18 protein-coding genes are annotated in these 21,833 nt (G+C 69.2%); 6 read left to right on the top strand and 12 right to left on the bottom strand.

Features of this window, described 5'->3' with window-relative positions; genetic code table 11:
- Positions 1-45 precede the first annotated feature (45 nt).
- The 4 genes from ACXVUM_RS12940 to ACXVUM_RS12925 form a co-directional block, all read right to left on the bottom strand.
- Positions 46-1,029, bottom strand: coding sequence for an NAD-dependent epimerase/dehydratase family protein (locus ACXVUM_RS12940; RefSeq protein ID WP_458522181.1), 984 nt, complete (start codon positions 1,027-1,029; stop codon positions 46-48).
- A gap of 96 nt (positions 1,030-1,125) precedes the next feature.
- Positions 1,126-2,526, bottom strand: coding sequence for a carotenoid oxygenase family protein (locus tag ACXVUM_RS12935; RefSeq protein ID WP_458522180.1), 1,401 nt, complete (start codon positions 2,524-2,526; stop codon positions 1,126-1,128).
- A 14-nt stretch (positions 2,527-2,540) separates the two neighbouring features.
- Positions 2,541-3,158: a hypothetical protein gene (locus ACXVUM_RS12930; protein ID WP_458522179.1), complete on the bottom strand. Its 618-nt coding sequence runs from the start codon at positions 3,156-3,158 to the stop codon at positions 2,541-2,543.
- Positions 3,159-3,394: 236 nt separating this feature from the next.
- The gene (locus ACXVUM_RS12925; RefSeq protein ID WP_458522178.1) at positions 3,395-4,270 is read right to left on the bottom strand and encodes a ParA family protein; all 876 of its coding nucleotides are present in this window, start codon (positions 4,268-4,270) and stop codon (positions 3,395-3,397) included.
- A gap of 230 nt (positions 4,271-4,500) precedes the next feature.
- Here ACXVUM_RS12925 and ACXVUM_RS12920 point away from each other — a divergent pair, with 230 nt between their 5' ends.
- A complete protein-coding gene (locus ACXVUM_RS12920; protein ID WP_458522177.1) occupies positions 4,501-6,069 on the top strand; it encodes an Ig-like domain-containing protein in 1,569 nt (522 codons plus the stop codon).
- Positions 6,070-6,084: 15 nt separating this feature from the next.
- On the opposite strand, the gene ACXVUM_RS12915 is transcribed toward ACXVUM_RS12920, so the two are convergent.
- Both ACXVUM_RS12915 and ACXVUM_RS12910 read right to left on the bottom strand, forming a co-directional pair.
- Positions 6,085-8,037, bottom strand: a complete 1,953-nt coding sequence (locus ACXVUM_RS12915; RefSeq protein WP_458522176.1) for an ABC transporter ATP-binding protein — start codon at positions 8,035-8,037, stop codon at positions 6,085-6,087.
- On the bottom strand, positions 8,034-9,767 hold the full coding sequence (locus ACXVUM_RS12910; protein WP_458522175.1) for an ABC transporter ATP-binding protein: 1,734 nt from the start codon (positions 9,765-9,767) through the stop codon (positions 8,034-8,036). The genes ACXVUM_RS12915 and ACXVUM_RS12910 overlap by 4 nt, the downstream gene beginning before the upstream one ends.
- Before the next feature lie 151 nt (positions 9,768-9,918).
- Here ACXVUM_RS12910 and ACXVUM_RS12905 point away from each other — a divergent pair, with 151 nt between their 5' ends.
- A complete protein-coding gene (locus tag ACXVUM_RS12905; protein ID WP_458522174.1) occupies positions 9,919-10,521 on the top strand; it encodes an LGFP repeat-containing protein in 603 nt (200 codons plus the stop codon).
- Between the two features lie 170 nt (positions 10,522-10,691).
- Here ACXVUM_RS12905 and ACXVUM_RS12900 read toward each other — a convergent pair whose 3' ends face one another.
- Positions 10,692-12,164: a carboxyl transferase domain-containing protein gene (locus tag ACXVUM_RS12900; protein WP_458522173.1), complete on the bottom strand. Its 1,473-nt coding sequence runs from the start codon at positions 12,162-12,164 to the stop codon at positions 10,692-10,694.
- 21 nt (positions 12,165-12,185) lie between these two features.
- Positions 12,186-13,868: a purine-cytosine permease family protein gene (locus ACXVUM_RS12895; protein WP_458522172.1), complete on the bottom strand. Its 1,683-nt coding sequence runs from the start codon at positions 13,866-13,868 to the stop codon at positions 12,186-12,188.
- A gap of 224 nt (positions 13,869-14,092) precedes the next feature.
- On the opposite strand from ACXVUM_RS12895, the gene ACXVUM_RS12890 reads away from it, so the two are divergent.
- Positions 14,093-14,482 carry a (2Fe-2S) ferredoxin domain-containing protein gene (locus ACXVUM_RS12890; protein ID WP_458522171.1) on the top strand — a complete coding sequence of 130 codons (390 nt, stop codon included), beginning with the start codon at positions 14,093-14,095 and terminating at the stop codon, positions 14,480-14,482.
- Between the two features lie 6 nt (positions 14,483-14,488).
- On the opposite strand, the gene ACXVUM_RS12885 is transcribed toward ACXVUM_RS12890, so the two are convergent.
- Together ACXVUM_RS12885 and ACXVUM_RS12880 are read right to left on the bottom strand one after the other, a co-directional pair.
- Positions 14,489-15,220 carry an enoyl-CoA hydratase gene (locus ACXVUM_RS12885; RefSeq protein WP_458522170.1) on the bottom strand — a complete coding sequence of 244 codons (732 nt, stop codon included), beginning with the start codon at positions 15,218-15,220 and terminating at the stop codon, positions 14,489-14,491.
- Between the two features lie 50 nt (positions 15,221-15,270).
- The gene (locus tag ACXVUM_RS12880; RefSeq protein ID WP_458522169.1) at positions 15,271-16,377 is read right to left on the bottom strand and encodes a GNAT family N-acetyltransferase; all 1,107 of its coding nucleotides are present in this window, start codon (positions 16,375-16,377) and stop codon (positions 15,271-15,273) included.
- A 199-nt stretch (positions 16,378-16,576) separates the two neighbouring features.
- Between ACXVUM_RS12880 and ACXVUM_RS12875 the strand changes: the two genes are divergently transcribed.
- From ACXVUM_RS12875 to ACXVUM_RS12865, 3 genes are all read left to right on the top strand, one after another.
- Entirely contained in the window at positions 16,577-17,209 is a 633-nt protein-coding gene (locus tag ACXVUM_RS12875; protein WP_458522168.1) for a hypothetical protein, read from the top strand.
- A gap of 120 nt (positions 17,210-17,329) precedes the next feature.
- Positions 17,330-18,808 (top strand): DUF222 domain-containing protein, encoded by a 1,479-nt coding sequence (locus ACXVUM_RS12870; RefSeq protein ID WP_458522872.1) that lies wholly within the window; start codon positions 17,330-17,332, stop codon positions 18,806-18,808.
- 10 nt (positions 18,809-18,818) lie between these two features.
- Positions 18,819-19,919 carry an NAD(P)-binding domain-containing protein gene (locus ACXVUM_RS12865; RefSeq protein ID WP_458522167.1) on the top strand — a complete coding sequence of 367 codons (1,101 nt, stop codon included), beginning with the start codon at positions 18,819-18,821 and terminating at the stop codon, positions 19,917-19,919.
- A 10-nt stretch (positions 19,920-19,929) separates the two neighbouring features.
- On the opposite strand, the gene ACXVUM_RS12860 is transcribed toward ACXVUM_RS12865, so the two are convergent.
- Together ACXVUM_RS12860 and ACXVUM_RS12855 are read right to left on the bottom strand one after the other, a co-directional pair.
- Complete coding sequence (locus ACXVUM_RS12860) at positions 19,930-21,102, bottom strand: acetyl-CoA C-acyltransferase (protein WP_458522166.1); 1,173 nt, start codon at positions 21,100-21,102, stop codon at positions 19,930-19,932.
- 127 nt (positions 21,103-21,229) lie between these two features.
- Entirely contained in the window at positions 21,230-21,706 is a 477-nt protein-coding gene (locus ACXVUM_RS12855) for a winged helix-turn-helix transcriptional regulator (RefSeq protein ID WP_458522871.1), read from the bottom strand.
- Positions 21,707-21,833 lie beyond the last annotated feature (127 nt).

The raw sequence follows: 21,833 nt of genomic DNA, 5'->3' as shown, positions 1-21,833 counted from the left end.
GCCCAGGTCAGCATCGCGAGAACTACACATCATCGGGGGTACGGGTCAGGTGCGGGACTTCGCCAGCGCGTCGAGGGTCTCGCGTGAGGTGTGCTGCGGCGTCCAGCCCAGCTGATCCCGCGCACGGCTGGTGTCCATGACCACCGAGGTGCGTCCGATGTGGATCCACTCCGCGAACGACGGCAGGAACGGCATCCGCTTGACCACCTCGGCGGCGGCCTTCACACCGATCGCCGGGAACGGGACCGGCTGGCCGCCGAGCGCCTCGACGATCTCCCCGAGGCTCACCGTGCCGTCACCGGCGATGTTGTAGGCGCCGGGCGGCGCGTCGGCGACAGCGCATGTCGCGATGGCCGCCGCGACGTCGTCGTGGTGCACCAGCTGCACCGGGACACCGTGGTCGGGGAACGGCATCCGCAGACCCGGCACCGCGTTGAGCAGGGCCTTCGCCGGTCCCGGGAGCATGTTCCACGGCATCGACTCGGCCAGCGCCGGCGACTCGGGGCCGGCGACGATGCACGGCCGCAGTGTGTAGACGTCGAGGTCGGAGCCGTCGACGAGGCCGGCGATGGCGAGTTCGCAGTCGGCCTTCTGTGCGGAGTAGTAGTGCTCGGCCGACCCCCGGATGGGCGTGTCCTCGGTGAGCGGCAGCGGGTTGTCGTCGTGATAGCCGTACGCGGCGACCGACGAGGTGTACACGATGCGCGTCGGACGCTCGGCGGCGATCGTCGCCTCGAACACCGTGGTGGTCCCGGCGAGGTTGACCCGGGCGGCCTCGTCCCGCGATCCGATCACGATGAACGCGAGGTGCACGACGACGTCGGCGTCGCGCACCAGGCCGTCGACGGCCTCACGGTCGAGGATGTCGCCCTGCCGGTATTCGGTCTTCGTCCAGCCGTGATCGGACGGGTCGAACGGCCGACGGGCCATCCCGATGATCCTGTCCACCCGGTCATCTGCCTCGAGTGCCGTGACGGCGGAGATCCCGATCTCCCCGGTGGGCCCCGTGATGGCGACGGTCACTCCCACGCCGCACTCCCTGCGCGCCTGTTCATCGGACGATCGTCGCACGGCGTGGTCACGGCCTCGGAGGTTTTCGATGACGAAATCGCCACGATCGGTGTATCACGTTCGTACGGTGGGAGTTCCCGTCGTCGGTAGCCACGCGCCGTGCAGACCTGCCGGGACCCGTTGCGGCAGTGCGATGCTGGCGACCGGCCCCGCCGACGGGTCGGCAGCGGCCAGGAGATGGAAGGCCGACGTCAGATCGGTTGGGTCGGTGGCGATCACACCCCACAGGTCGCCGCCCTCGTCCGGTATGTACACCGGCTCCCCCATCGACAGGCCGGGATCCCATTCCGCTTCCCCGCCGGTCGTCACGTCGTGGAAGAACAGCGTGTCCGTCGGCGCCGAGCCACGACCCGACCCGACCGTCGCGACAACCCGATGCGGCGTGGTGAGCGACCGGTCGTCCACGCGGGGGAACTCCATGGGACGGTCGGCGAGGACGGTCCGCCCGACGCGGCCCCCCGGGTCGACACGAGCCCGCATGAGGCGACCCGCGTTCGGCGTGGACACCGCGGCGAGACCGCCGGGATAGCGCCACTCGACGTAGTCGACGACGACGTCGCCCGACGGGTCGTCGAAGGCGTTGGCGACATGCCACACCCAGAACGCCTCGTCGGAGCACCACCGCACCGGACCGCCGTCGCGCGGGATGACCGCGATGGCGGTCCCGTCGTCCGGTCGCCAGTCGAGCAGGGATCCCCCGGTCATCACGGCGGCGATGTCGAACACGAGCGGGCAGCAGAACAGGACGATGTGGCTGCTGGTCAGCGCCATGTCGTGGATCATCACGGGCCTGTCGAGTCCGTCGATCGGCGTGGGCGCACGGGTCGTCCGGCCGTCGGGTGCGACCGCCGACCAGGTGAGGAACGGGGCCTCGAGGGCGTAGGTGAACAGCACCATCTCCCCCGTGACGGGATCCACCTTGGGGTGAGCGGTGCTGCCGACGGCCATCGCACCGTCGCAGGAGTCGCGGCCCAGCGTCGCCAGGTCCGCCGGGTCGAGACGGTAGGGCTGATCCGACTCGGCCATCGCGAGGAGTCGTCCGCCGTGGCGGACGATGTTGATGTCGGGCAGATGTCGCATCGTGCCCGCGAGCTCGGACCCGACCTCCGACTCCGGGGGCGTGTACCCGTCGGTGATGCCGGACCAGATCGCGTGCCCGGCCGCCTCCTCGGCCAGCACCATCGGGGTGCGGACGAACCGGTTCGTGTACCGGGCGCCGCCGTCGGCGATCTCGACACGGTGCACCATCGCGTCGCCGTCCAGCGGATAGAGGTAGCTGCCGATCGGGTCGAACCGGGGGTTCGGACCGTTGCGGAGGTAGCCACCCCGCAGACTCGATGGGATCTCGCCGGTCACAGGGAGGCCGGTCACGTCGATCTCGGACCGCTGCGGCGCGTAGACACCGCGGAGGTGCGTATGCCGGGCGAGGTCGACGGGCGCCGGGCGGGACGGCACGCCGGCTCCCGCTGTCACGCGGCAGCGCGGTCGGGCAGGCCGGCCGTGACCCTGTCGGGGTAGCTGCCGGTGAACTTGATGGCCGCGACCAGCAGGACGATCGGGATGACCCAGGAGGTCCAGTCGCTCGTCGACGGGGCCCAGATGGCGATGAGACCGCAGATCGCGCTGATGACGAAGACCACGCCCCACATGAGGGTCAGGACGCGGTTGATCTTCTTGAAGACCGGGGTGTTCCAGACCTCCCGCGGGGTGTCCTGGCGGGCGTACTGCTCGGTGAACGGGACGAAGGCCAGCGATCCGAGCGCGATCACGGCGAGGACGCCCGTGGAGATGGGGTTGGAGTACCGGTCGAGCCAGTCACCGTCGTGCGCGTTCATCGTGATTCCCGCGATCACCAGCGCGACGAAGAAGACGATGGTGCCGATGTCGAGGATCTTCGGCGAGCGCCGGGTGACGTCGGGGATCAGCAGGATGAGCGCGATGACGAGCGCCGCGACCGCCCCGTGCAGCCAGGTGCTGGGGCCCGAGGCGATGATCCAGAATGCGATCCACGGGGCGAAGCCCACGACGGGGTTGTTGGTCACGCGCGCGAGGCGGGCGGCGGTCGGGTGTGCGGCGTCGGCCGTCATGTCAGATCCTCCTTCGGCCACCGACAGGCCTCGACGGGCGGTCGGATCGATTGCCGGACTGGTGAAGTGGGAGCGCGAGTCAGCCGTCACGGTGTCGGGGCGCGATGTTCTCCACGCCCACACCGCCGGTGGATGGCCAGATACGCGATGCTGACGAACCGGCTCGTGATCGCGAAGATACAAGGCGCCGTCGGTGCAGGGGGCCGAAATCATCGGACTGCCTCACGCGCGAGATGTCAGGTGGGCGGCGCGGTCACCGGCAGCTTGTGCTCGGCCTCGACGAGGACCGTGCGCGCGAGTTCGCGGAACTGCTCGAACTGCCCGCGGGCGCCGTATCGCGCACGCAGAGACGGATACCGGTCGAATCGGGCGGCGGCGGCGATCGCGTTGGACTCCCCCAGGTACCCGGGCAACACGTGCGCGATCGACGGGTCGCGTCGCAACCGCATCACGGTCTCCTTGTGGATCGCGGCGTTGCCGCGGTACTTGCTGATCACCACTCCGAGCTCGACGATCGGGCGGCCCAGTTCGTCGGCGAACCGGGCGATCTGCGTCTGTACCTGCCCGATCCCGTAGGTGGACAACACGTCGGGGATCGTCGGGACGAGGTACCCGTGCGCCATCGCGAGGCCGTTGAGGGTGAGCGGCCCCATCGACGGCGGGCAGTCGAGCAGGACGACGTCGTAGTCGTCGAGGACGGGTGCGAGGGCGGCACCGAGGACGCCGACGGCCGCGAGGGTGTCGTCGCGTCCGACTCGCAGGGCACTGAGCTCCTCGCCGAGCTCGATGAGGTCGAGCGACGACGGGACCAGATCCACGCCGTCGACTCCGTCGACGCACGACACGTCGCGCTGCAGGGTGTCGGCCAGCCGGAAGGTGTGGGTGTCGTCGAGGAGGTCCGCGAACAACCTGGCCAGGGTGGCGCCGCGCCCGTTGAGGTCCAACCACCGCTGCGGACCGATCATCATCGCCGTCAGGTTCATCTGGCTGTCGAGGTCGACGAGCAGCACACGGCGGCCGAACTCACCCGCGAGGAACTCACCGAGGCCGGCGGTCACGGTCGTCTTCCCGACCCCGCCTTTCAGGTTGATCGTCGCGATGACGGCGGGCATCCGAGAAGCCTAGAAGGCCTGTCCAGTAGTTCACCACGGCAAAGTTCGAGTTGGTTGCATGTCGAACCTATTACGCACGCGAATTGTTCACCGGCTCAAGGATTTAGGAGTGTTCACCGAGTCGACGACCGGGAGGCGAATACCGGGCGAACGTGTGGTGTCATGTCCTCTGACAGATGACCGACGCGGTCCGCTGAGCTGACGACACGACGAGCCGGAAGGCGATCCCCATGCACGACGAGGTGGTCACCCTCGGTGACCGTCACCCCGCCCGCATCGTGTCGACCCCGGCATATGCGCAGCTCAGCGCGTCGATCGTGGCGTCGGCGCCCACCGCCCCGACGACACCGCGAACCCGGTGGGGTGCACTCCGCCGCCAGCACGACGCCGTCCCGGTCGCCCGCCGGGCCGCCACGAACGGCGGCGTCCACGGCCGCATCACCACCGGTTCGCCGTCCCACGACACGCTCACCGTCACCTCGTCCCCACACCGCGGGACCGTGACGGTGTCCGCCGACGGGACCTTCACCTACCTCCCGCGCACCGCCGAACGCCTGCGGGCGAGCGCGGGCCGTCCCGTCGGCGACGTGTTCCGGGCCGCCGTCTCCGACCACCGCGGCCGCCGGTCGGCGGTCGCGATCTCGCCGGTCGTCACCGCCCAGGGAAGCTCCTGGCCGGTCACCTACACCGCCAACGCGATGGGCTCGACGACCGTCGAGGTCGACGACCACCCCTGCGGCCTCGCCCTCTCCGCCGACGGCGGACGGCTCTACACCGTCAGCGCGACCGCCTCGACCGTCGTGGCCGTCGACACCGACTCCATGACCGTGGCGGGCACCGTCACGCTCATCGGCCGTCCCTCCGGACTCGCGCTCGACCCCGCGACCGGGCGCCTCTACGTGGCTCTGCCCGACCTCAACCTGGTCGAGGTGGTCGACACCGCATCACTCGAGGTCGTCGACGCGATCGGCGTGCCGCGGCCGCGTGCGGTCGCCGTGGCCCCGGGACGCGCAGTCGTCGTCGCAACCGATTCCGGCGACATCGTCGCCGTCGACGTGGCCACGCACGACGTGCTGTCCCGCGTGGCCGGGTGTGGCCGACCGCGCTCGCTGGTGCTCACCGCCGACGCCCGCCATGCGGTCGTCGTCGACGAGTCCACGACCGACGCCCGGCTGCACCTCGTGCGGTCACCACTCGACCGCGGACATGTGGAGAACACATTCCGCGCCGACGGGTTCGTGTTCGACGTCGCCGTCTCGGCCGACGGTGCGCGCGTGCACTTCGTCGAGGACGGCACACGCTCGCTGATGACCGTGGACCTCGCGACGATGGCGGTGACAGCGACGACACCCTTCGAGAGCTTCCACACCGGGGTCGCCGCCACACCCGACGGCCGCTGGCTGCTGGTCGCCGGCGGCTTCGACGACTGCGTCCGCGTCGTCGACACGACCACCGGTGCGGTGACCTCGGCTGCGGTGACCGGGGAGTTCGCGCGTCACGTCGCGGTCGGTGCCGACGGTCGCGGGTACGTGACCACCGCAGCGGGTGTCACCGCGGTGGGTGGTCCGCTGCGCGGCGCCGTCGTCGCCGACGACACCACCCCCTGCCGGTTCACACTCGCCGCCGCTCCGAGTCACGGGACCGTCGAGGTCGCGGAGAACGGCATGTACGTCTACGTCCCCGCCGCGCCGCTCGTGGACGACGACACGTTCACCGTGACCGTCGACGACGGTCGACACGCACCGGTGCAGGCCGTGGTGTCGGTGATCGCCGGGCTCCCCGGGTCCACACGGATCTGACCGACGGCCTCGCGGTCAGCGGCCGGCGGTGACGGTGTCGACATCGTCGACCTCGTCGACGGGTCCGGTGAACTGGCTGGTGTAGAGCCGGTGGTAGGCGCCCTGCGCCGCGAGCAGTTCGTCGTGGGTCCCCTGTTCGACGATGCTCCCGGATTCCATCACCAGGATGAGGTCGGCGTCGCGGACCGTCGAGAGGCGATGCGCGATGACGAAGCTCGTGCGATCGGCGCGCAACGCGACCATCGCCTTCTGGATGAGCAGTTCCGTGCGGGTGTCGACGGAGCTGGTGGCCTCGTCGAGAATGAGCAGTCGCGGACGGGCGAGGAACGCGCGGGCGATGGTGATGAGCTGCTTCTCGCCCGCGCTGACGCCGCCGCCCTCCTCGTCGATGACCGTGTCGTAGCCGTCGGGCAGCGTCGCCACCAGCCGGTCGACGTGGCCGGCGCGGGCGGCCTCCTCCACTGCCTCCCGGTCGGCCGACGGATCGCCGTAGGCGATGTTGTCCCAGATGGTGCCGCCGAACAGCCACGAGTCCTGCAGCACCATCCCCGTCCGGGAGCGCAGGTCGGCCCGTGTCATCGACCGCGTCTCGACGCCGTCGAGCTCGATGGCGCCGGCATCGATGTCGTAGAAGCGCATCAGCAGGTTCACCACGGTGGTCTTGCCGGCACCGGTCGGCCCGACGATCGCGACCATGTTCCCGGGCTGCGCCGCCAACGACAGCTGCGTGATGAGCGGTTGGTCGTCGCGGTAGCGGAAGTCGACGTCGCGGAAGGCGACGGCACCGCGTCCGTCGGCGGGCGGTGTCGCGGCCGGGAGCGGGTCGGGGGTCTCGACCTCCTCGTCGAGGATGTCGAAGATGCGCTCGGCGGAGGCCACACCGCTCTGCATCAGGTTGAACATCGACCCGATCTGGGTGAGCGGCTGGGTGAACTGCCGCGAGTACTGCACGAACGCCTGCACCTCGCCCAGGCTCAGCGACCCCGACGCGACCCGCAGGCCACCGACCACGGCGATGGCCACGTAGTTCAGGTTCCCGAGGAACATGATCGTCGGCATGATGATCCCGGAGATGAACTGGGCTCGCCAGCTCGCCGAGTAGAGGACCTCGTTGCGCTCGTCGAAGCGGTCCTGCACCTCCTGCCGGCGGCCGAACAGGGCGATGACCTCGTGCCCGGTGAACGCCTCCTCCACCTGCGCGTTGAGCCGGCCGGTGTTCTTCCACTGGGCGAGGAAGTGCGGCTTCGACCGCTTCGCGACGAGGGCCGTGGCCAGCACCGCGAGCGGCACCGTCGCGACCGCGATGAGCGACAGCAGCGGCGAGATGACGATCATGACGATCAACACGGCGATGACGGTCAGCACCGAGTTGAGCAGCTGCGTGATGGTCTGCTGCATCGACTGCGCGAGGTTGTCGATGTCGTTGGTGACCCGCGACAGCAGCTCCCCGCGGGGTGTCGTGTCGAAGTAGCGCAGCGGCAGCCGGTGGATCTTGTCCTCGACCTCGGCGCGCAGCTCGCGCACCGTCTCCTGGACGGTGATGTTGAGCAGCAGGCCCATCGCCCAGGCGAGGATCGACGACACCACGTACAGCGCGAGCACCAGCGTCAGCGTCCGGCCGAGCGCGGTGAAGTCCACCCCGACGCCGGGCGTCAGATCGGTGGAGGACACCAGGTCGGCGAATGTGCCCTCACCCCGTTCCCGCAGCCCGGCCACCGCCTGCGCCTTGGTGATCCCCGACGGCAGCTGCGCACCGATGATCCCGGCGAAGATGATGTCGGTGGCATGGCCCAGGATGCGCGGCGAGATCGCGGTGAGGACCACCGAGCCGACCGTGCACGCGACCACGACGACCAGTGACATCCGGCGACGGGCGAGCCGACCGAGAACGCGCCGCACCGACGGTCGGAACGACCGCGCCTTCTCCCCCGGCATCCCGCCGGCCATCGCGCCCCCGGGGCGGGTCATCGGGCGCCCTGCGCGGTGAGCTGGGAGTAGACGATCTCGGCGTACGTCGGGCAGGACGCCAGCAGCTCGTCGTGTGTGCCGATGCCGACGGTGCGGCCGTACTCGAGCACGACGATCTGATCGGCGTCGACGATCGTCGAGACCCGTTGGGCGACGACGATGATGCACGCCTCACGGGTGACCGGCCGGAGTGCCGCACGGACCCGCGCGTCGGTCGCGAGGTCGAGCGCGGAGAACGAGTCGTCGAAGAGCAGGACCGACGGGTGCCGGATCACCGCCCGCGCGATGGCCAGCCGCTGACGTTGCCCACCGGACACCGTGGTGCCGCCCTGGGACACAGCCGTCTCGAGGCCCTCGGGCATCGCGCGGACGAAGTCCTCGGCCTGCGCGATCCGCAACGCCTCCCAGATCTCGTCGTCGGTGGCGTCGGCCTTGCCGTAGCGGATGTTGGAGGCGATGGTCCCCGAGAACAGGTACGGCTTCTGCGGCACCACTCCGATCGCCGCGCGGAGTTCCTCCAGGTCGAGATCACGGACGTCGGTGCCGCCGACGAGCACGGCACCCGCGGTGACGTCGATCAGTCGGGGGACGAGGGAGAGCAGCGTCGTCTTGCCCGCCCCGGTCGACCCGACGATGGCGGTGGTGGTGCCCGGACGCGCGGTCAACGTCAGGTCACACAGGACGGGTGCGTCGGCGCCGGGATGCCGGAACTGCGCATCACGGAACTCGACCAGTCCGGGCTCACCGGCGAAACCGGTCGGCGTCGTCGACGGCACCACGGAGCTGTCGGTGGCGAGCACCTCGGTGATGCGTTCGGCGCAGACCGATGCGCGCGGCGCCATCATGGCCAGGAACGACGCCATCATCACCGCCATCAGGATCTGCATGACGTAGCTGATCATCGCCGTGAGTGCACCGATCTCGACCGCGCCGGCCGAGATGCGGTAGCCACCAACCCAGACGATCGCGACCATCGTCAGGTTGGTGACCAGCAGGACCGTCGGGAACATCAGCGCGACCAACCGACCCACCCGCAGCGACGCGGCGGTGAGGTCGTCGTTGGCGTCGGCGAAACGGCTGCGCTCGTGGTCCTCGCGGACGAAGGCCCGCACCACACGGATGCCGGTGATCTGCTCGCGCAGAACGCGGTTCACCACGTCGATGCGGGTCTGCATCGCGCGGAACTGCGGGATCATCTTCGCGATGATCAGCGACATCGCCCCGCCGAGCAGCGGCACCGCGACGACGAGGACCCATGCCAGCGAGGACCCGACGCGGATGCCCATCACGATGCCGCCGATGCACATGATGGGCGCCGTCACCAGGATCGTCGCGGCCATCACGCCGAGCAACTGCACCTGCTGGACGTCGTTGGTGGTCCGGGTGATCAGCGACGGCGCCCCGAACGTGCCCACCTCGCGGGCGGAGAACGACCCGACCCGGCGCATCAGGTCGCGACGCATGTCGCGACCGGCGCCCAGCGAGGCGCGGGCGCCGAACCAACTGGAGGCGATGCTGCCGACGACCTGGACGACGGAGAACAGCAGCATCCACCCACCGGTGCGGAGGATGTAGCCGGTGTCACCGCGGGCGATGCCGTTGTCGATGATGTCGGCGTTGAGCGTCGGGAGATACAGCATCGCGATGGTCGCGATGACCTGGACCACGACGACCGCGGACAGCTCACGGCGATACGGCGAGAGATAGGTGCGCAGCAGACGGATCAGCACAGCCGGTCCCCTGGGGCGGTGAGGGAGGGCTGGTGCACCCGGCGAGGCTACCAACGCGCCCCGACGATCGCCTCATGATTCTTCGCCACGCACACGACCGGGCCGGGTGATCGTCGAGGTCGTGGCGCACGGATCGGGCGGGGATGTGACCATGGTCGACATGCACATGGCCCGATCCACTCTTCGCGCACGTCGCTCCGGTGTCGTCCTCGCCGGGGTCACGGCCGCGACCCTCTGCTCCGTCGCCCCGACGATCGCCTCCGCCGACACCGTCTACGGGGAGTTCACCGTCGGCGGGAAGATCGAGGAGGCGTTCGACGCCACCGGCGGCGTGGACAAGTGGGGCAACCCGATCACCGGCGAGCGGGTGGCGCTGAACAACGGGCGTTTCCAGGTGTTCGAGAAGAACGTCTCGTTCTACTGGAACGCCCGCGTCGACAACGGGAACGCGCACTTCGTGGGTGGGGCGATCCGGAACAAGTGGGGAGCCCTCGGCTTCGAACGCAAGGCCCTCGGTTACCCGACCACCGACGAGCAGGACGTCCCCGGCCGCGGCAAGCGACAGGACTTCCAGGGCGGCAACGTCTACTGGTCCTCGGCGGGCGGTGCGCACGCGGTCTGGGGGAAGATCCTCGGGCGGTGGGCGCAGATGGGCGGGTCCCGCGGGTATTACGGGATGCCGGTCAGCGACGAATACCGCGTCGGCAACCGCTTCGCGCAGGACTTCTCGGGCGGCACCGTCTTCTGGCCCTGAGCCATCCCCCCGACCCGTCGAGTGGGCGCTTCCAGACGTCGAGTGGGCGTTACCAGACGTCGAGTGGGCGGATCCGGACGATCCGTGCCGTCGCGCGCCCAACCGACGTCCGTAAGCGCCCAACCGACGTCCGGTAACGCCCACTCGACGGGTTGAGGGGAGGGTGGGGGTCAGCCGGCGAAGCGCGCTCCGCGGGTCGTGACCCGATCGGCCGTCGGGACCGTCAGGGCATCGGCGACGGCGACCACGATCGCGTCGCCGATGGCGCGGGCGAATCCCTCGGGGTCCCGCGCCGGATCGGCCTCGTCGACCACGGTGTCGACGAACCCGTCGGCGGCCAACGCCGGTGCGCCGATCCCCTGGCGTCGCGCCATCACGTCCGCATGATCGGTGTCCCGGAAGACGATCAGGCTCGCGCCCTCGGGTGGCAGGGGCGCGAGCCAGGCGCCGGACGCCGCGACCACACGGTCCGCGGGCAGCAACGCGAGCGCCCCTCCCCCTGCGCCCTCGCCGAGCAGCACGGACACCGTCGGCACCGGGAGTGCGACGAGATCGGCGAGGCAGCGCGCGATCTCACCGGCGAGGCCGCCCTCCTCCGCCTCCACCGACAGGTCCGCACCGGGGGTGTCGATGATCGTGACCAGGGGCAGTCGCAGGTCTGCCGCGACCTGCATGCCGCGTCGCGCGACACGCAACGCAGCCGGTCCGAGGCGCGAACCCGGGCGCTGCAGTCGACGGTCCTGGGCGACGACCACCACCCCTGTGCCGCCGATGCGGGCGAGGGCGAGGATCACCCCGTGGTCGAACTCACCCTCCCCGGTGCCGCTGAGGTCGACGACGTCGGAGGCGATGCGCGACAACACCTCTCGCGCACCGGGACGGTCACCGCGTCGTGACGCGACGACCGCGTCCCACGCATCGGCGGTGTCGTCGTACGTCGACGGCGTCCGCTGGGGTGCGTCGATTCCGTCGGGTGCGCCGACGATGCGGAGCGCCGCGTCGACGATCACCGCGAGATCGTCGACCGCGCACACGATGTCGACGATCCCGTGGGCGCGGAGGTTCTCGGCTCGCTGCACACCGTCGGGAAACGGCTCGCCGTACAGGCCCTCGTAGACGCGTGGCCCCAGGAAGCCCACGAGCGCACCGGGTTCGGCGAGGGTGATGTGTCCGAGGGAGGCCCACGACGCGAACACGCCGCCCGTCGTCGGGTGCCGGAGGTGGACGAGAAACGGTAGGTGGGCGGCCTTGTGGTCGACCACGGCCGCCGTGATCGACACCATCTGCAGGAACGCTGCGGTTCCTTCCTGCATCCGGGTGCCGCCGGACGCAGGAAGTGCCACGACGGCCAGGTCTTCGCGGGTCGCCCGTCGGATCGCGGCGGTGATCCGCGCTCCGGCATCCCGGCCGATCGATCCGGCGAGGAACCCGAACTCGCTGACCACCACGGCGACCCGCCGTCCGCGGACGTGGAGGCAGCCGGTCAGCACCGACTCGTCCACACCCGACTTCTCCCGCGCCCGACGGAGGTCGTCGGCGTAGGAGTCGTCGGCGGTGTCGACGATGACGGGGGTGTCCCAGCTCTCCCAGGTGCCGTCGTCGGCGAGGACGTCGATCACCTCGGAGGCGCTGCGTCGTGTCACACCCCCATCATCGCCGCTCCGTCACTTCTGGGCGGGCAGAACGTGCTCCCCTGTCTTGTCGCACGAGAGGGCCAGCGACGAGATGTACTGCGTCTTGCCGTCCGGACCGGGTTTCGCCGACGCGATCATGTCCGGGCGCTCGAACTCGACGCCGGTCACGCAGCACATCAGCTTGACGTCGGTCGGGTTGCCGTCGGCGTCGAGCATGGGGATGTCGATTCCGTCGTCGGTGCGCCGCAGGTAGTACTTGCCCTGGGTCGCCAGGGCGATGATCGGCGGCAGCACCAGCGCCAGGACGAGCGCCACGATCGGCGAGTACGGCTGGATCGCGTCACCGAAGACGTGGAAGTACACCAGGATCGACGCCCCGGCCGCCACGATCACCGACACGAACCCGACGGGGTTGACGTTGTAGAGCATCCCGCGACGGAACTCCGGCTGCTTGGGCGAGATCTTCAGCAGGAACTTGTTGATCGTGATGTCGGAGGCGACGGCCACGATCCACGCGATGCCGCAGTTGGCGTAGAAGTTCAGCAGGTTGTTGAGGAAGCTGAACATGTCCGCTTCCATCAGCACGATCGCGATGGCGACGTTGAACACCAGGAACACGATGCGCCCCGGGTAGGTCTTGGTGACGCGGGTGAAGCTGTTCGTCCACGCGAGCGACCCGGAGTAGGCGTTCGTCACGTTGATCTTGATCTGGCTGATCACGACGAGGATCACGGCCAGGGTCAGCGCGAGCCAGTGCGGCATGAAGTCCTCGTAGATGGCGAGGAACTGCTCGACCGGCTGGTTGGCGACGCCGGCCTGCGCGGTGAAGTTGAGGATCAGGTAGACGGCCAGGAAGAGGCCGACGACCTGCTTGATGGCACCGAAGAAGACCCAGCCCGGGCCGGCGGTGATGACGGCGGTCCACCACTTGCGGCTGTTCTCCGCGGTCCGCGGCGGCATGAAACGCAGGTAGTCGATCTGCTCGGCGATCTGGGCGATCAGCGACAGACACACACCGGCGGCGAGCATGGTCCCGGCGAACGAGACACCCTGTCCGCCCTTGGCGTCGGTACCACCGCTGTAGGCGAGGAAGTCGCCGATGGCGCTGGGGTGCGTGATCAGCAGGTACAGGAACGGCAGCACCATCATCACCAGCCACAGCGGGGTGGTCCACACCTGCAGTTTCGCCAGGGTGTTCATCCCGTAGATGACCAGCGGGATGATCAGCACCGACGACAACAGGTAGCCCAGCCAGAGTGGGATGTGCAGGCCGAGTTTGAGGCCCTGCGCCATGATCGAGCCCTCGAGCGCGAAGAAGATGAAGGTGAACGACGCGAAGATCACGTTGGTGACCACGGAGCCGTAGTAGCCGAATCCGCTTCCGCGCGTGATCAGATCGAGGTCGATGTTGTAGCGCGCCGCGTAGTACGCGAGCGGGTAGCCGGTGAGCACCACGACGATCGCGAAGAACAGGATGCCCCACAGGGCGTTCCCGGTGCCGTTGGCGATGCCGATGTTCGCGCCGATCGCGAAGTCCGCGAGGTAGGCGATGCCACCCAGCGCGGAGATCGCGACGACGCCCGGACCCCACTTGCGGTAGCTGCGGGGTGCGAACCGGAGGGTGTAGTCCTCCAGGGTCTCGCGGGTGGCCGCGGCCGCTGGGCCTGATGCCAGGGTGGTTGTGTTCGGCGGTTCCGCCACGGTGTCCGTCATCGACGCTCCTGTTCGCGCAGTGGGGATCTCGCCCGCTCTGGGCAATAGCGCGAAACTAGGGCCGGTGTGTATCACTCAGGCGGCTCACATGTTTCCGGCAGGAAAACTCCCAGCTCTTAGCCGTGCGTATCAGTTCAGGGTGGCGTATTGGGGCTTTTGTCGGGTGACCTACGCTCGAGACGACCACGACACGCCGCGCACGATGCCGGCTTCGAGCTACGGAGATGACGCCGGTGGGCACGGGATCCGGGACCACGAGGCCGACGGTGACCGTCTGCCGCGGTTGCTGCTGCGGCACCACGCGCAAGCACCCCGACGTCGACCACGACGCGCACCTCGACGCCCTGCGCGCATCGGTGCAGGACATCGCGCTCGTCCGGACGAGCGATTGCCTCGACGACTGCGCGCGGTCGAACGTGCTGGTGGTGTCACCCTCGCGCGCCGGTCGGTCCAAGGGCGGTCGACCTGTGTGGCTGCAGCAGGTTCTCACCAGCTCGGCGATCACCGCCGTCAGCGAATGGCTACACGAAGGCGGACCCGGGCTGGCCGCACCGCCGTCCGAGGTGAAGCAGCTGGTCTTCCGACCGGGATCGTCGGGGAAGCGACGCAGGTGAGTCGGCTCAGCGTCCGGTGAACCGGGGGGCGCGCTTCTCCGCGCGCGCCGCACGCCCCTCGGCGAGGTCCTCGCTCTGCCAGGCGCGCATCATCGCGGTCTGCCTTTCGGCCGGCGCCTCGTCACGGGCACCGTCACCGGTGAACACCGCCTTGTAGTGCGCCAGCGTGAGCGGGGCGAGCTCGGCGATCGTCGCAGCCCACTCCTGTGCCGACGCGAGGTCGCCGAGTCGGTTCGCGAAACCCGTTGCCAGCGCCTGATCTGCGGTGAGGGGGTCGCAACCGATGAGCATGCCGCGAGCGGTGCCCGCGCCGACCAGGGAGATGAGGCGGCGGATTGTCCACTCGTCCACCGCCACACCGATCTTCGCCGCGGGTATCCCACAGATCGCCCCGGGTGCCATCACGCGGAGGTCGGCGATCATCGCGAGCTGCAGTCCTGCGCCGAGCGCACTGCCGTTCAGCGCGGCGATCACCGGTACCTCCACCGACTCCAGACGGGTCAGCGTGCCGACGAGCGACGCGAGGAACTCGGGATCGTAGACGGGGCCCGAGAGATCGGCTCCCGCACAGAATACCTCGCCCGCACCGGTGAGCACGATCGCCCGTGCGCCGGCGGACACGGCGTCGTCGAACGCCGCTCCGAGGTCGGCGACCATCGCGTGGTCGAGCGCGTTGCGCTTGTCCGGTCGCTGCAACTCGATGGTCGTGACGGCACCGTCCGACGTGCTCCCGATCATGGTGGCAGCGTAACCGCGACCACGTCGACCGCTACGGCCCGGAGCGTCCGTCAGACGGATCGCAGGAAGCACCGGGCGGCGTGACGACGCTCGACGTCGTAGTCGTGCCACTTCGCCGCCGGTATGTCGTCGTGGCCGACCTCCCGGAACCCCCGCCGGGCGAAGAAGTCCGCGGCCTGGGCACTGACGGTCACGGCGAAGAGGTTCGAGACACCCCGCGTGCGGCAGATGTCGGACAGACCGTCGATGAGCAGGCCGCCGGCGCCGAGGCCGGAGAACGCGGCGACGGTGATCAGTCCCGACACCTCGGCGAAACCCGTCCCCGTGTACCGCTCCGACTCGAGTCCGACGATGCCCGCGAGATGCCCTGTCCGCAGGACTCGCGCGCCGATCCCTCCGACAGCCATCGCGGCGATCTCACTCCTGCTGCGCCGCTTCAGGACGCCCTCCCGGACACCCTGCTCGACCAACGCTTCGATCGCGGCGAAATCGTCGACCCGCAGCGGGTCCAGGTGGAGGTAGCGCCCCTGGGTGAGGACCGTTCCGCGACCGTCGAAGGTGAAGAGTTCGAACTCGAGGTCCTCGGCCCGACACAGGTTCACGCTGTACGCGCCGCCCGTCAGCGCCTGCTGCGCGGCGGAAGCGCCGTCGTGCAGGCCTCGTCCGGAGAGGTGCGACGCGAGGGCCCCGCCATGTGCGTCGATGTCTGCGTAGCTTCGCGGCGGGGTACCCCAGCCGCCACCCGGGTCCGTGAGCACCATCTTCGTCGCACGGACACCGGCGGATACGGCACCCGCCGTTCGCGCGACGGCCGACGGGGCGGCCCCGACCACCACGGTGTGCGAGTCGGCGATCGCGAGCCACAGATCGGCGACCCTCTCGTCGTCCCACGGCGTCAGATCCTCCAGCGCCAGGCCTCCACAGGTGGCGACCGTCATCGCGACGCAGTCGGCCGGAACGACGAGGACGAGCCGCGTGTCACCTCTCGAGAACTCCTCGATCGTCCGCTCCACCGCCATGAGTGCCGACTCGGTCACCACAGGAAGCGAGACCACGATCGTCGTGCCGCGGAACTCCTCGATGAAGAAGTCACGCTCCGGAACAGGGACCCCACCGCGGGTCAACTCCACCGCCACCGCCGCGTCGCCGGATGGCACGCTCCTCGGCCGCAGCCTCCGCGGATTGACGTGTAGGTCGTCGCTCGTCATGCGTGTCCCGGCCCGCTCTCGTGTTCTGCTCGATCGTCGCCTCGCCAGGGTATGGACATTCGACCGGGATGCGGGCGCCGGCCCTCGACGGTGGCGGAACCAGTTAGCATGGAGAACGAGACTCCCGGAGACGTCTGCGAGGTCCGCGATGACGACGAGTCGACGTGACGCTGCCGAGGCAGCGCTGCGATCGGTGCTGCCGCATCGCGTCGCCCGAGTGGTCATGATCGAGTCCCGGGCGTGGCGGGCGTTCGCCCGCAGGCTGCGCGGACGACGTCTTTCCGACGGCGAATTCGCCTACGGCAGAGAGCTTCGTCCGCTGCTGTTGATGGTGATCGGTGTGTTGGTCATCGAAGGTGCGGTCGTCGAGTTCGTCGTCGCCATGATGTTCGGGCACGGGTGGTGGCTGTGGCTCCTCGCCGCCCTTCACCTGTACGCACTGGCCTGGATCGTCGGCATCGCGGCCTCGCTGCGCACCATGCCGCATCACGTCGGGCGATCTGCGATCACACTGCGGGACAGCATCTTCGACGAGTACCCAGTGCCGGTGGCTGCGATCTCCGGCGTTCGAACAGCAGTCGCGACGAACACCGGTCGATCGGGACTACGCATCGACGCGAGCGGAAACGACATGCTGTGCCACGGCGACGGCACCGTCTCTCTGACCCTGAGAGACGAGACCACCATCCGCGGCAACCGCGTACGGCAACTGACCGTCTCGGCCGATCGCCCCGCCGACTTCGTGGCCGCGTGCCGGACTGCCATCTCGGCGACCAACTGACTCGAGACCCGACAGCGCGAAAATTCGAACACACTTGCGAATGTCGTACAGGTGTTCTATCTTGGGGTGGTCGCTACATCCCGGGGGAGGTGCATCGTGGACGACACCGTCTAGACAACGCTGGTCGCGAAATATGCCGCGCTGCATGTTCTTCTGGATGAGATCGCTGATGCGACCTCGGAGGCGTGTTCGGAGACCGAGGTCGCCGAGCTCGCGATCGCCCATGAACGCGCGGTTCGTCGGATGGGTTCGATAGGTCTGCAACGGATTCTCGATGTGTCGGATCGGGATGCGTTCGGTGCGGTGCAGTGCGCGACCCTGACGCAGTTCGTGGGTGACCGGCTTCGCGTGGCGAACCCGAAACGCCGGTTGAAGCAGGTCCTCGCCCTGTCGCAGATGCACGCCATGACCGGGGAGGCACTGCCACCGCGGTGTCCGGAGACCGCGGCGGCGATGGCCGACGGTGACCTGTCGCATGAGCATGTGGATGCGGTGTTGTCGGTGATGGACAAGGTCCCGGCCGCCACCTCCCCGGAGGTGCGGGAGAAGGCCGAGGAACAACTCGCCGACATCGCCCGGAACTTCAGCCCGAAAGAGATTCACCGCGCCGGGGCCCGGTTGTTGTCGCATCTGGATCCTGATGGTGCCGAACCATCCGACCGCGACCGCGCCCGACAACGATCCCTGTCGTTGGGTGTGCAGGGCAGTGACTTGATGTCGCGGCTGGGTGGGAAACTCGACCCCACCACGCGGGCTCTGTTCGAGGTGATGCTGTCGAAGTGGGCGAAGCCGGGGATGAACAATCCCGACGACGACCACTCACCCCGCGGCGGCTGCGACGACAACGCTGTTGACACCGAGGCGCTCGCGGCGGCGGCCGAACGCGATAGCCGTAGCCAAGCCCAGCGCAATCACGACGCCCTACAGGCGTTGCTGCGGGCGGCGGCTGATGGCGGGGTGTACGGGGTGTCGCATCGGGGGTTGCCGCCGCACATCATCATCTCCATCACCGAATCCCAGTTGCGGGAGCGGGCGGGGGTCGGGCACACCGCCACCGGCACCGACCTCCCCATGACAGACATCCTCACCCTCGCCGCGCGGGCGCAGATGCATCTGGCCGTCTTCGACGACGTGACCGGGGAACCACTGTTCTACGGACGCACCCGCCGGCTGGCTTCAGAAGTACAGCGGTTCCTGTTGTTCGCCCAATACGGGGGCTGCTCCATGCCGGGTTGTCCGGCACCGTTCACCCACACCGAGATGCACCACGCCCACCAGGACTGGGCTACAGGCGGGAACACCGATTCCACCGATCTCGCGCCGGCGTGCGGGCCGCACAATCGGGCCGTGCACGACCGGCCCGGTGGCTGGCAGACAGAGAAGATCACCACCGGCCCTGATCGTGGCAGGTTCGGGTGGGTCGCCAACGGCACCACCGACCCACCCCGCACCAATCACCTCCACCGGCCCGACCAGATCCTCGACGACCACGCACCACCACCGGACACCGAGTCCCCGGTGGAACGTGCCCTCACACTCGCACTGCACGAACGCATCCCGGGACCGGACCTCCGGTGGTTCGTTCCCCACCGTGCGTAGAGTTCGCGACATGGCCATCGACGACATCGACTGCGTCGTCATCGGCGGAGGGCAAGCCGGACTGTCCGCGGGGTACTTCCTGCAACGGTTCGACCTCGCCGACCGATTCGTCATCCTCGACCACGCCCCCGCCTCCGGCGGTGCCTGGCAGTTCCGATGGCCGACGCTGACACTCGCCGGCGCGAACCGAGTCCACGACCTCCCCGGCTGGGGTCTCACCGACGCACTCGGCGTCGACTGCGACGCCTGGCCCGCGTCGACCGCCGTCGCCGACTACTACGGCCGCTATGAGCGACGATTCGACCTGCCGATCCGACGGCCCGTCCACGTCCGTGCCGTCCGCCGCGACGGCCCCGACCACTTCACCATCGCCGCGGTCTCGGCCGACGGACCCTGCACCCTCCGCACCCGCACCATCGTCAACGCCACCGGCACCTGGGACCGGCCGTTCATCCCCCACATCCCCGGCATCGACACGTTCACCGGACGGCAACTCCACACCCACGACTACGCCGACCCCCACGACTTCGACGGTGAACGCGTCCTGATCGTGGGAGCCGGCATATCGGCGGTCCAACTCCTCATCGAGATCTCCCGCACCGCCGACGGTGTGACCACCTACTGGTGCAGCCGCCGACGACCCGAGTTCTCCGATGCGCCGTTCACCCCCGAGCAAGGCCGCGAAGCCGTCGCACGCGTCGAACGCCGGGTACGGGCAGGACTCCCGCCGACATCCGTCGTCTCCGTGACCGGACTCCGGCGAACCCCCGCGATCGCCGCCGCACAAGCCGACGGCATCCTCGACTGGATCCCCCTGTTCGACGAGATCACCCCCGACGGCGTTCGCTGGCGCGACGGGTCACATCCCGACCTGGCCCTCGACACCATCTTCTGGAACACCGGATTCCGCAGCAGTCTCGACCATCTGGCGCCACTCAAGCTGCGGGCACCCGGCGGCGGGATCACCATGACCGGTCGGCTGGCGACCGTCGTCGCCGACGAACCGCGCGTCCAACTGCTCGGCTACGGTCCGTCGGCATCGACGATCGGCGCCAACCGCGCCGGCCGAGAGGCGGCGCACGTCGTCGCCGACCTCCTCGGCACCCGATGACGCAGACGCGTCAGCCGATCCGCTCGTAGATCGTCGCGTTCGCCAATCCGCCCGCCTCACACATCGTCTGGAGGAGGTAGCGCCCGCCCCGCTGCTCGAGGGCGGCGAGACCCGTCGTCGCCAGACGCGCCCCGCTCGCACCCAACGGGTGACCCAGCGCGATGGCACCACCGTGCACGTTCACCTTGTCGAGGTCGACACCCAGTTCCCGCTGCCACGCCAGGACAACCGGGGCGAACGCCTCGTTCACCTCGAACACGTCGATGTCCGACAGCGACAGACCGCTGCGCGCGAGCACCTTGCGCGTCGCCGGCATGATCGCGGTGAGCATCATCAGCGGGTCGTCACCGGCCACCGACGCGGTGTGGATCCGAGCGCGCGGCCGCAGCCCGAGACGCGCGGCGGCCTCCTCGCTCGTCACGAGAAGCGCGGCCGAGCCGTCGCTGATCTGACTCGCCCCGGCTGCCGTGATCCGCCAGTCGATCTCCGGGAACCGGCGGGCGATCGCCTCGTCGACATAGGCGGGCCGCAATCCCGCCAGCTGCTCGAGCGTGCTGCCGGTGCGGATTCCCTCGTCGGCGGTGAGACCGGCCAGCGGTGCCAGCTCCGCGTCGAACAAGCCGTTCTTCGACGCGGTCGCGGCCAACTCGTGCGACCGCAACGAGAACTCGTCGATGGACGTGCGCGAGATGTCGTATCGGGCGGCGATGAGCTCGGCCGAGATTCCCTGGCCCACAAGCCCATCGGGGTAGCGCGCGTCGAAGGCGACGCCGTTCAGATCTGCAGCGCCGAACGTGGCCGACCCCATCGGGACCCGCGACATCGACTCGACCCCCGCCGCGACGACGACATCGGCAGCACCCGAGGCGACCGCCTGCGCGGCGAAAGCGATGGCCTGCTGGCCGCTGCCACACTGCCGGTCGACGCTCACCCCCGGCACCGACTCCGGATAGCCCGCGGCCAGCAGTCCGCGACGCGCGATGTTCAGACTCTGCTCACCGCCCTGGGTGACGACACCGGTGATGACGTCGTCGATCTCGGCGGGATCGATCCCGGTCCGCTCCACGACGGCGCGCAGGCTGTGCGCGAGGAGATCCACGGGATGGACATCGTGCAGGGCGCCGGTCGCCTTGCCCTTCCCGATCGGAGTACGGACTGCGTCGACGATGACGGCGGTGGCCATGGCGTCCTTCTTCCCGAATCACCCAGACCCGGTCTGGATGATGTTGACGTTACCCAGACAGGCCTACGCCTCCCTGCTGACCAACGCAAGCGTTACTCAGGCGATGTGACGGGACAGACAGCGCAGGTCAGCGACGCGCGCCCGGTCCGGGTTCGACGACGATCGCATCGGCCGCGAGCGCGGCGGCGGCGTCGGTGGTCACGACCGCCCGCACCGCGCGACCCGACGTGACGTCGACGAAGGCCAGCGGCCCCTCGCCGTCACGCAGGTGCGTGTCACCCCACTGGGCCAGTGCGATGACCAGCGGTAGGAGATCTTCACCGGCGGGCGTCAGGACGTACTCGGTCCTCGTGCGCGCTCCGGGTTCGCGATACGGCGTTCCGGTGAGGACACCGGCCTCCTCGAGTCGCTTCAGTGCACGCGAGACCGCCGGCGCCGACATGCCGACGCGGTCGACGAAGTCGTCGAAACGGGTGGTGCCGTAAAAACACTCGCGGATCACCAGGAACGCCGCCCGCGTGTTCAGCACGTCGAGAACCGCCGCGATCGAACACCGGTCGGTCGTCCAGCGACGGCGATCGGCCAGCATCGGCCCGAACGTCATCGTCGCGGGGCGGTCCGCCGCACTCGACTCCGAGGTGTCGCCCATCCGGCCAGCCTACATAACGCAGACTTTATGCAGGCCTGCCCCACCGACCCGAGGCGCCGGCGACAGCGGTCGGACGTTGACC

This window comes from Williamsia sp. SKLECPSW1 (genome assembly GCF_054332755.1).
The sequence above is the reverse complement of the archived record's forward strand: the minus strand, read 5'-3'. Positions and strand labels throughout refer to the sequence as shown.

Coding starts and splice junctions, on each gene's coding strand:
- ACXVUM_RS12875 (WP_458522168.1), top strand. CDS start 16,577: ATGACGACGAGTCGACGTGACGCTGCCGAGGCAGCGCTGCGATCGGTG.
- ACXVUM_RS12855 (WP_458522871.1), bottom strand. CDS start 21,706: ATGACGTTCGGGCCGATGCTGGCCGATCGCCGTCGCTGGACGACCGAC.
- ACXVUM_RS12920 (WP_458522177.1), top strand. CDS start 4,501: ATGCACGACGAGGTGGTCACCCTCGGTGACCGTCACCCCGCCCGCATC.
- ACXVUM_RS12860 (WP_458522166.1), bottom strand. CDS start 21,102: ATGGCCACCGCCGTCATCGTCGACGCAGTCCGTACTCCGATCGGGAAG.
- ACXVUM_RS12890 (WP_458522171.1), top strand. CDS start 14,093: ATGACGCCGGTGGGCACGGGATCCGGGACCACGAGGCCGACGGTGACC.
- ACXVUM_RS12865 (WP_458522167.1), top strand. CDS start 18,819: ATGGCCATCGACGACATCGACTGCGTCGTCATCGGCGGAGGGCAAGCC.
- ACXVUM_RS12885 (WP_458522170.1), bottom strand. CDS start 15,220: ATGATCGGGAGCACGTCGGACGGTGCCGTCACGACCATCGAGTTGCAG.
- ACXVUM_RS12895 (WP_458522172.1), bottom strand. CDS start 13,868: ATGACGGACACCGTGGCGGAACCGCCGAACACAACCACCCTGGCATCA.
- ACXVUM_RS12915 (WP_458522176.1), bottom strand. CDS start 8,037: ATGACCCGCCCCGGGGGCGCGATGGCCGGCGGGATGCCGGGGGAGAAG.
- ACXVUM_RS12905 (WP_458522174.1), top strand. CDS start 9,919: ATGGTCGACATGCACATGGCCCGATCCACTCTTCGCGCACGTCGCTCC.
- ACXVUM_RS12925 (WP_458522178.1), bottom strand. CDS start 4,270: ATGCCCGCCGTCATCGCGACGATCAACCTGAAAGGCGGGGTCGGGAAG.
- ACXVUM_RS12930 (WP_458522179.1), bottom strand. CDS start 3,158: ATGACGGCCGACGCCGCACACCCGACCGCCGCCCGCCTCGCGCGCGTG.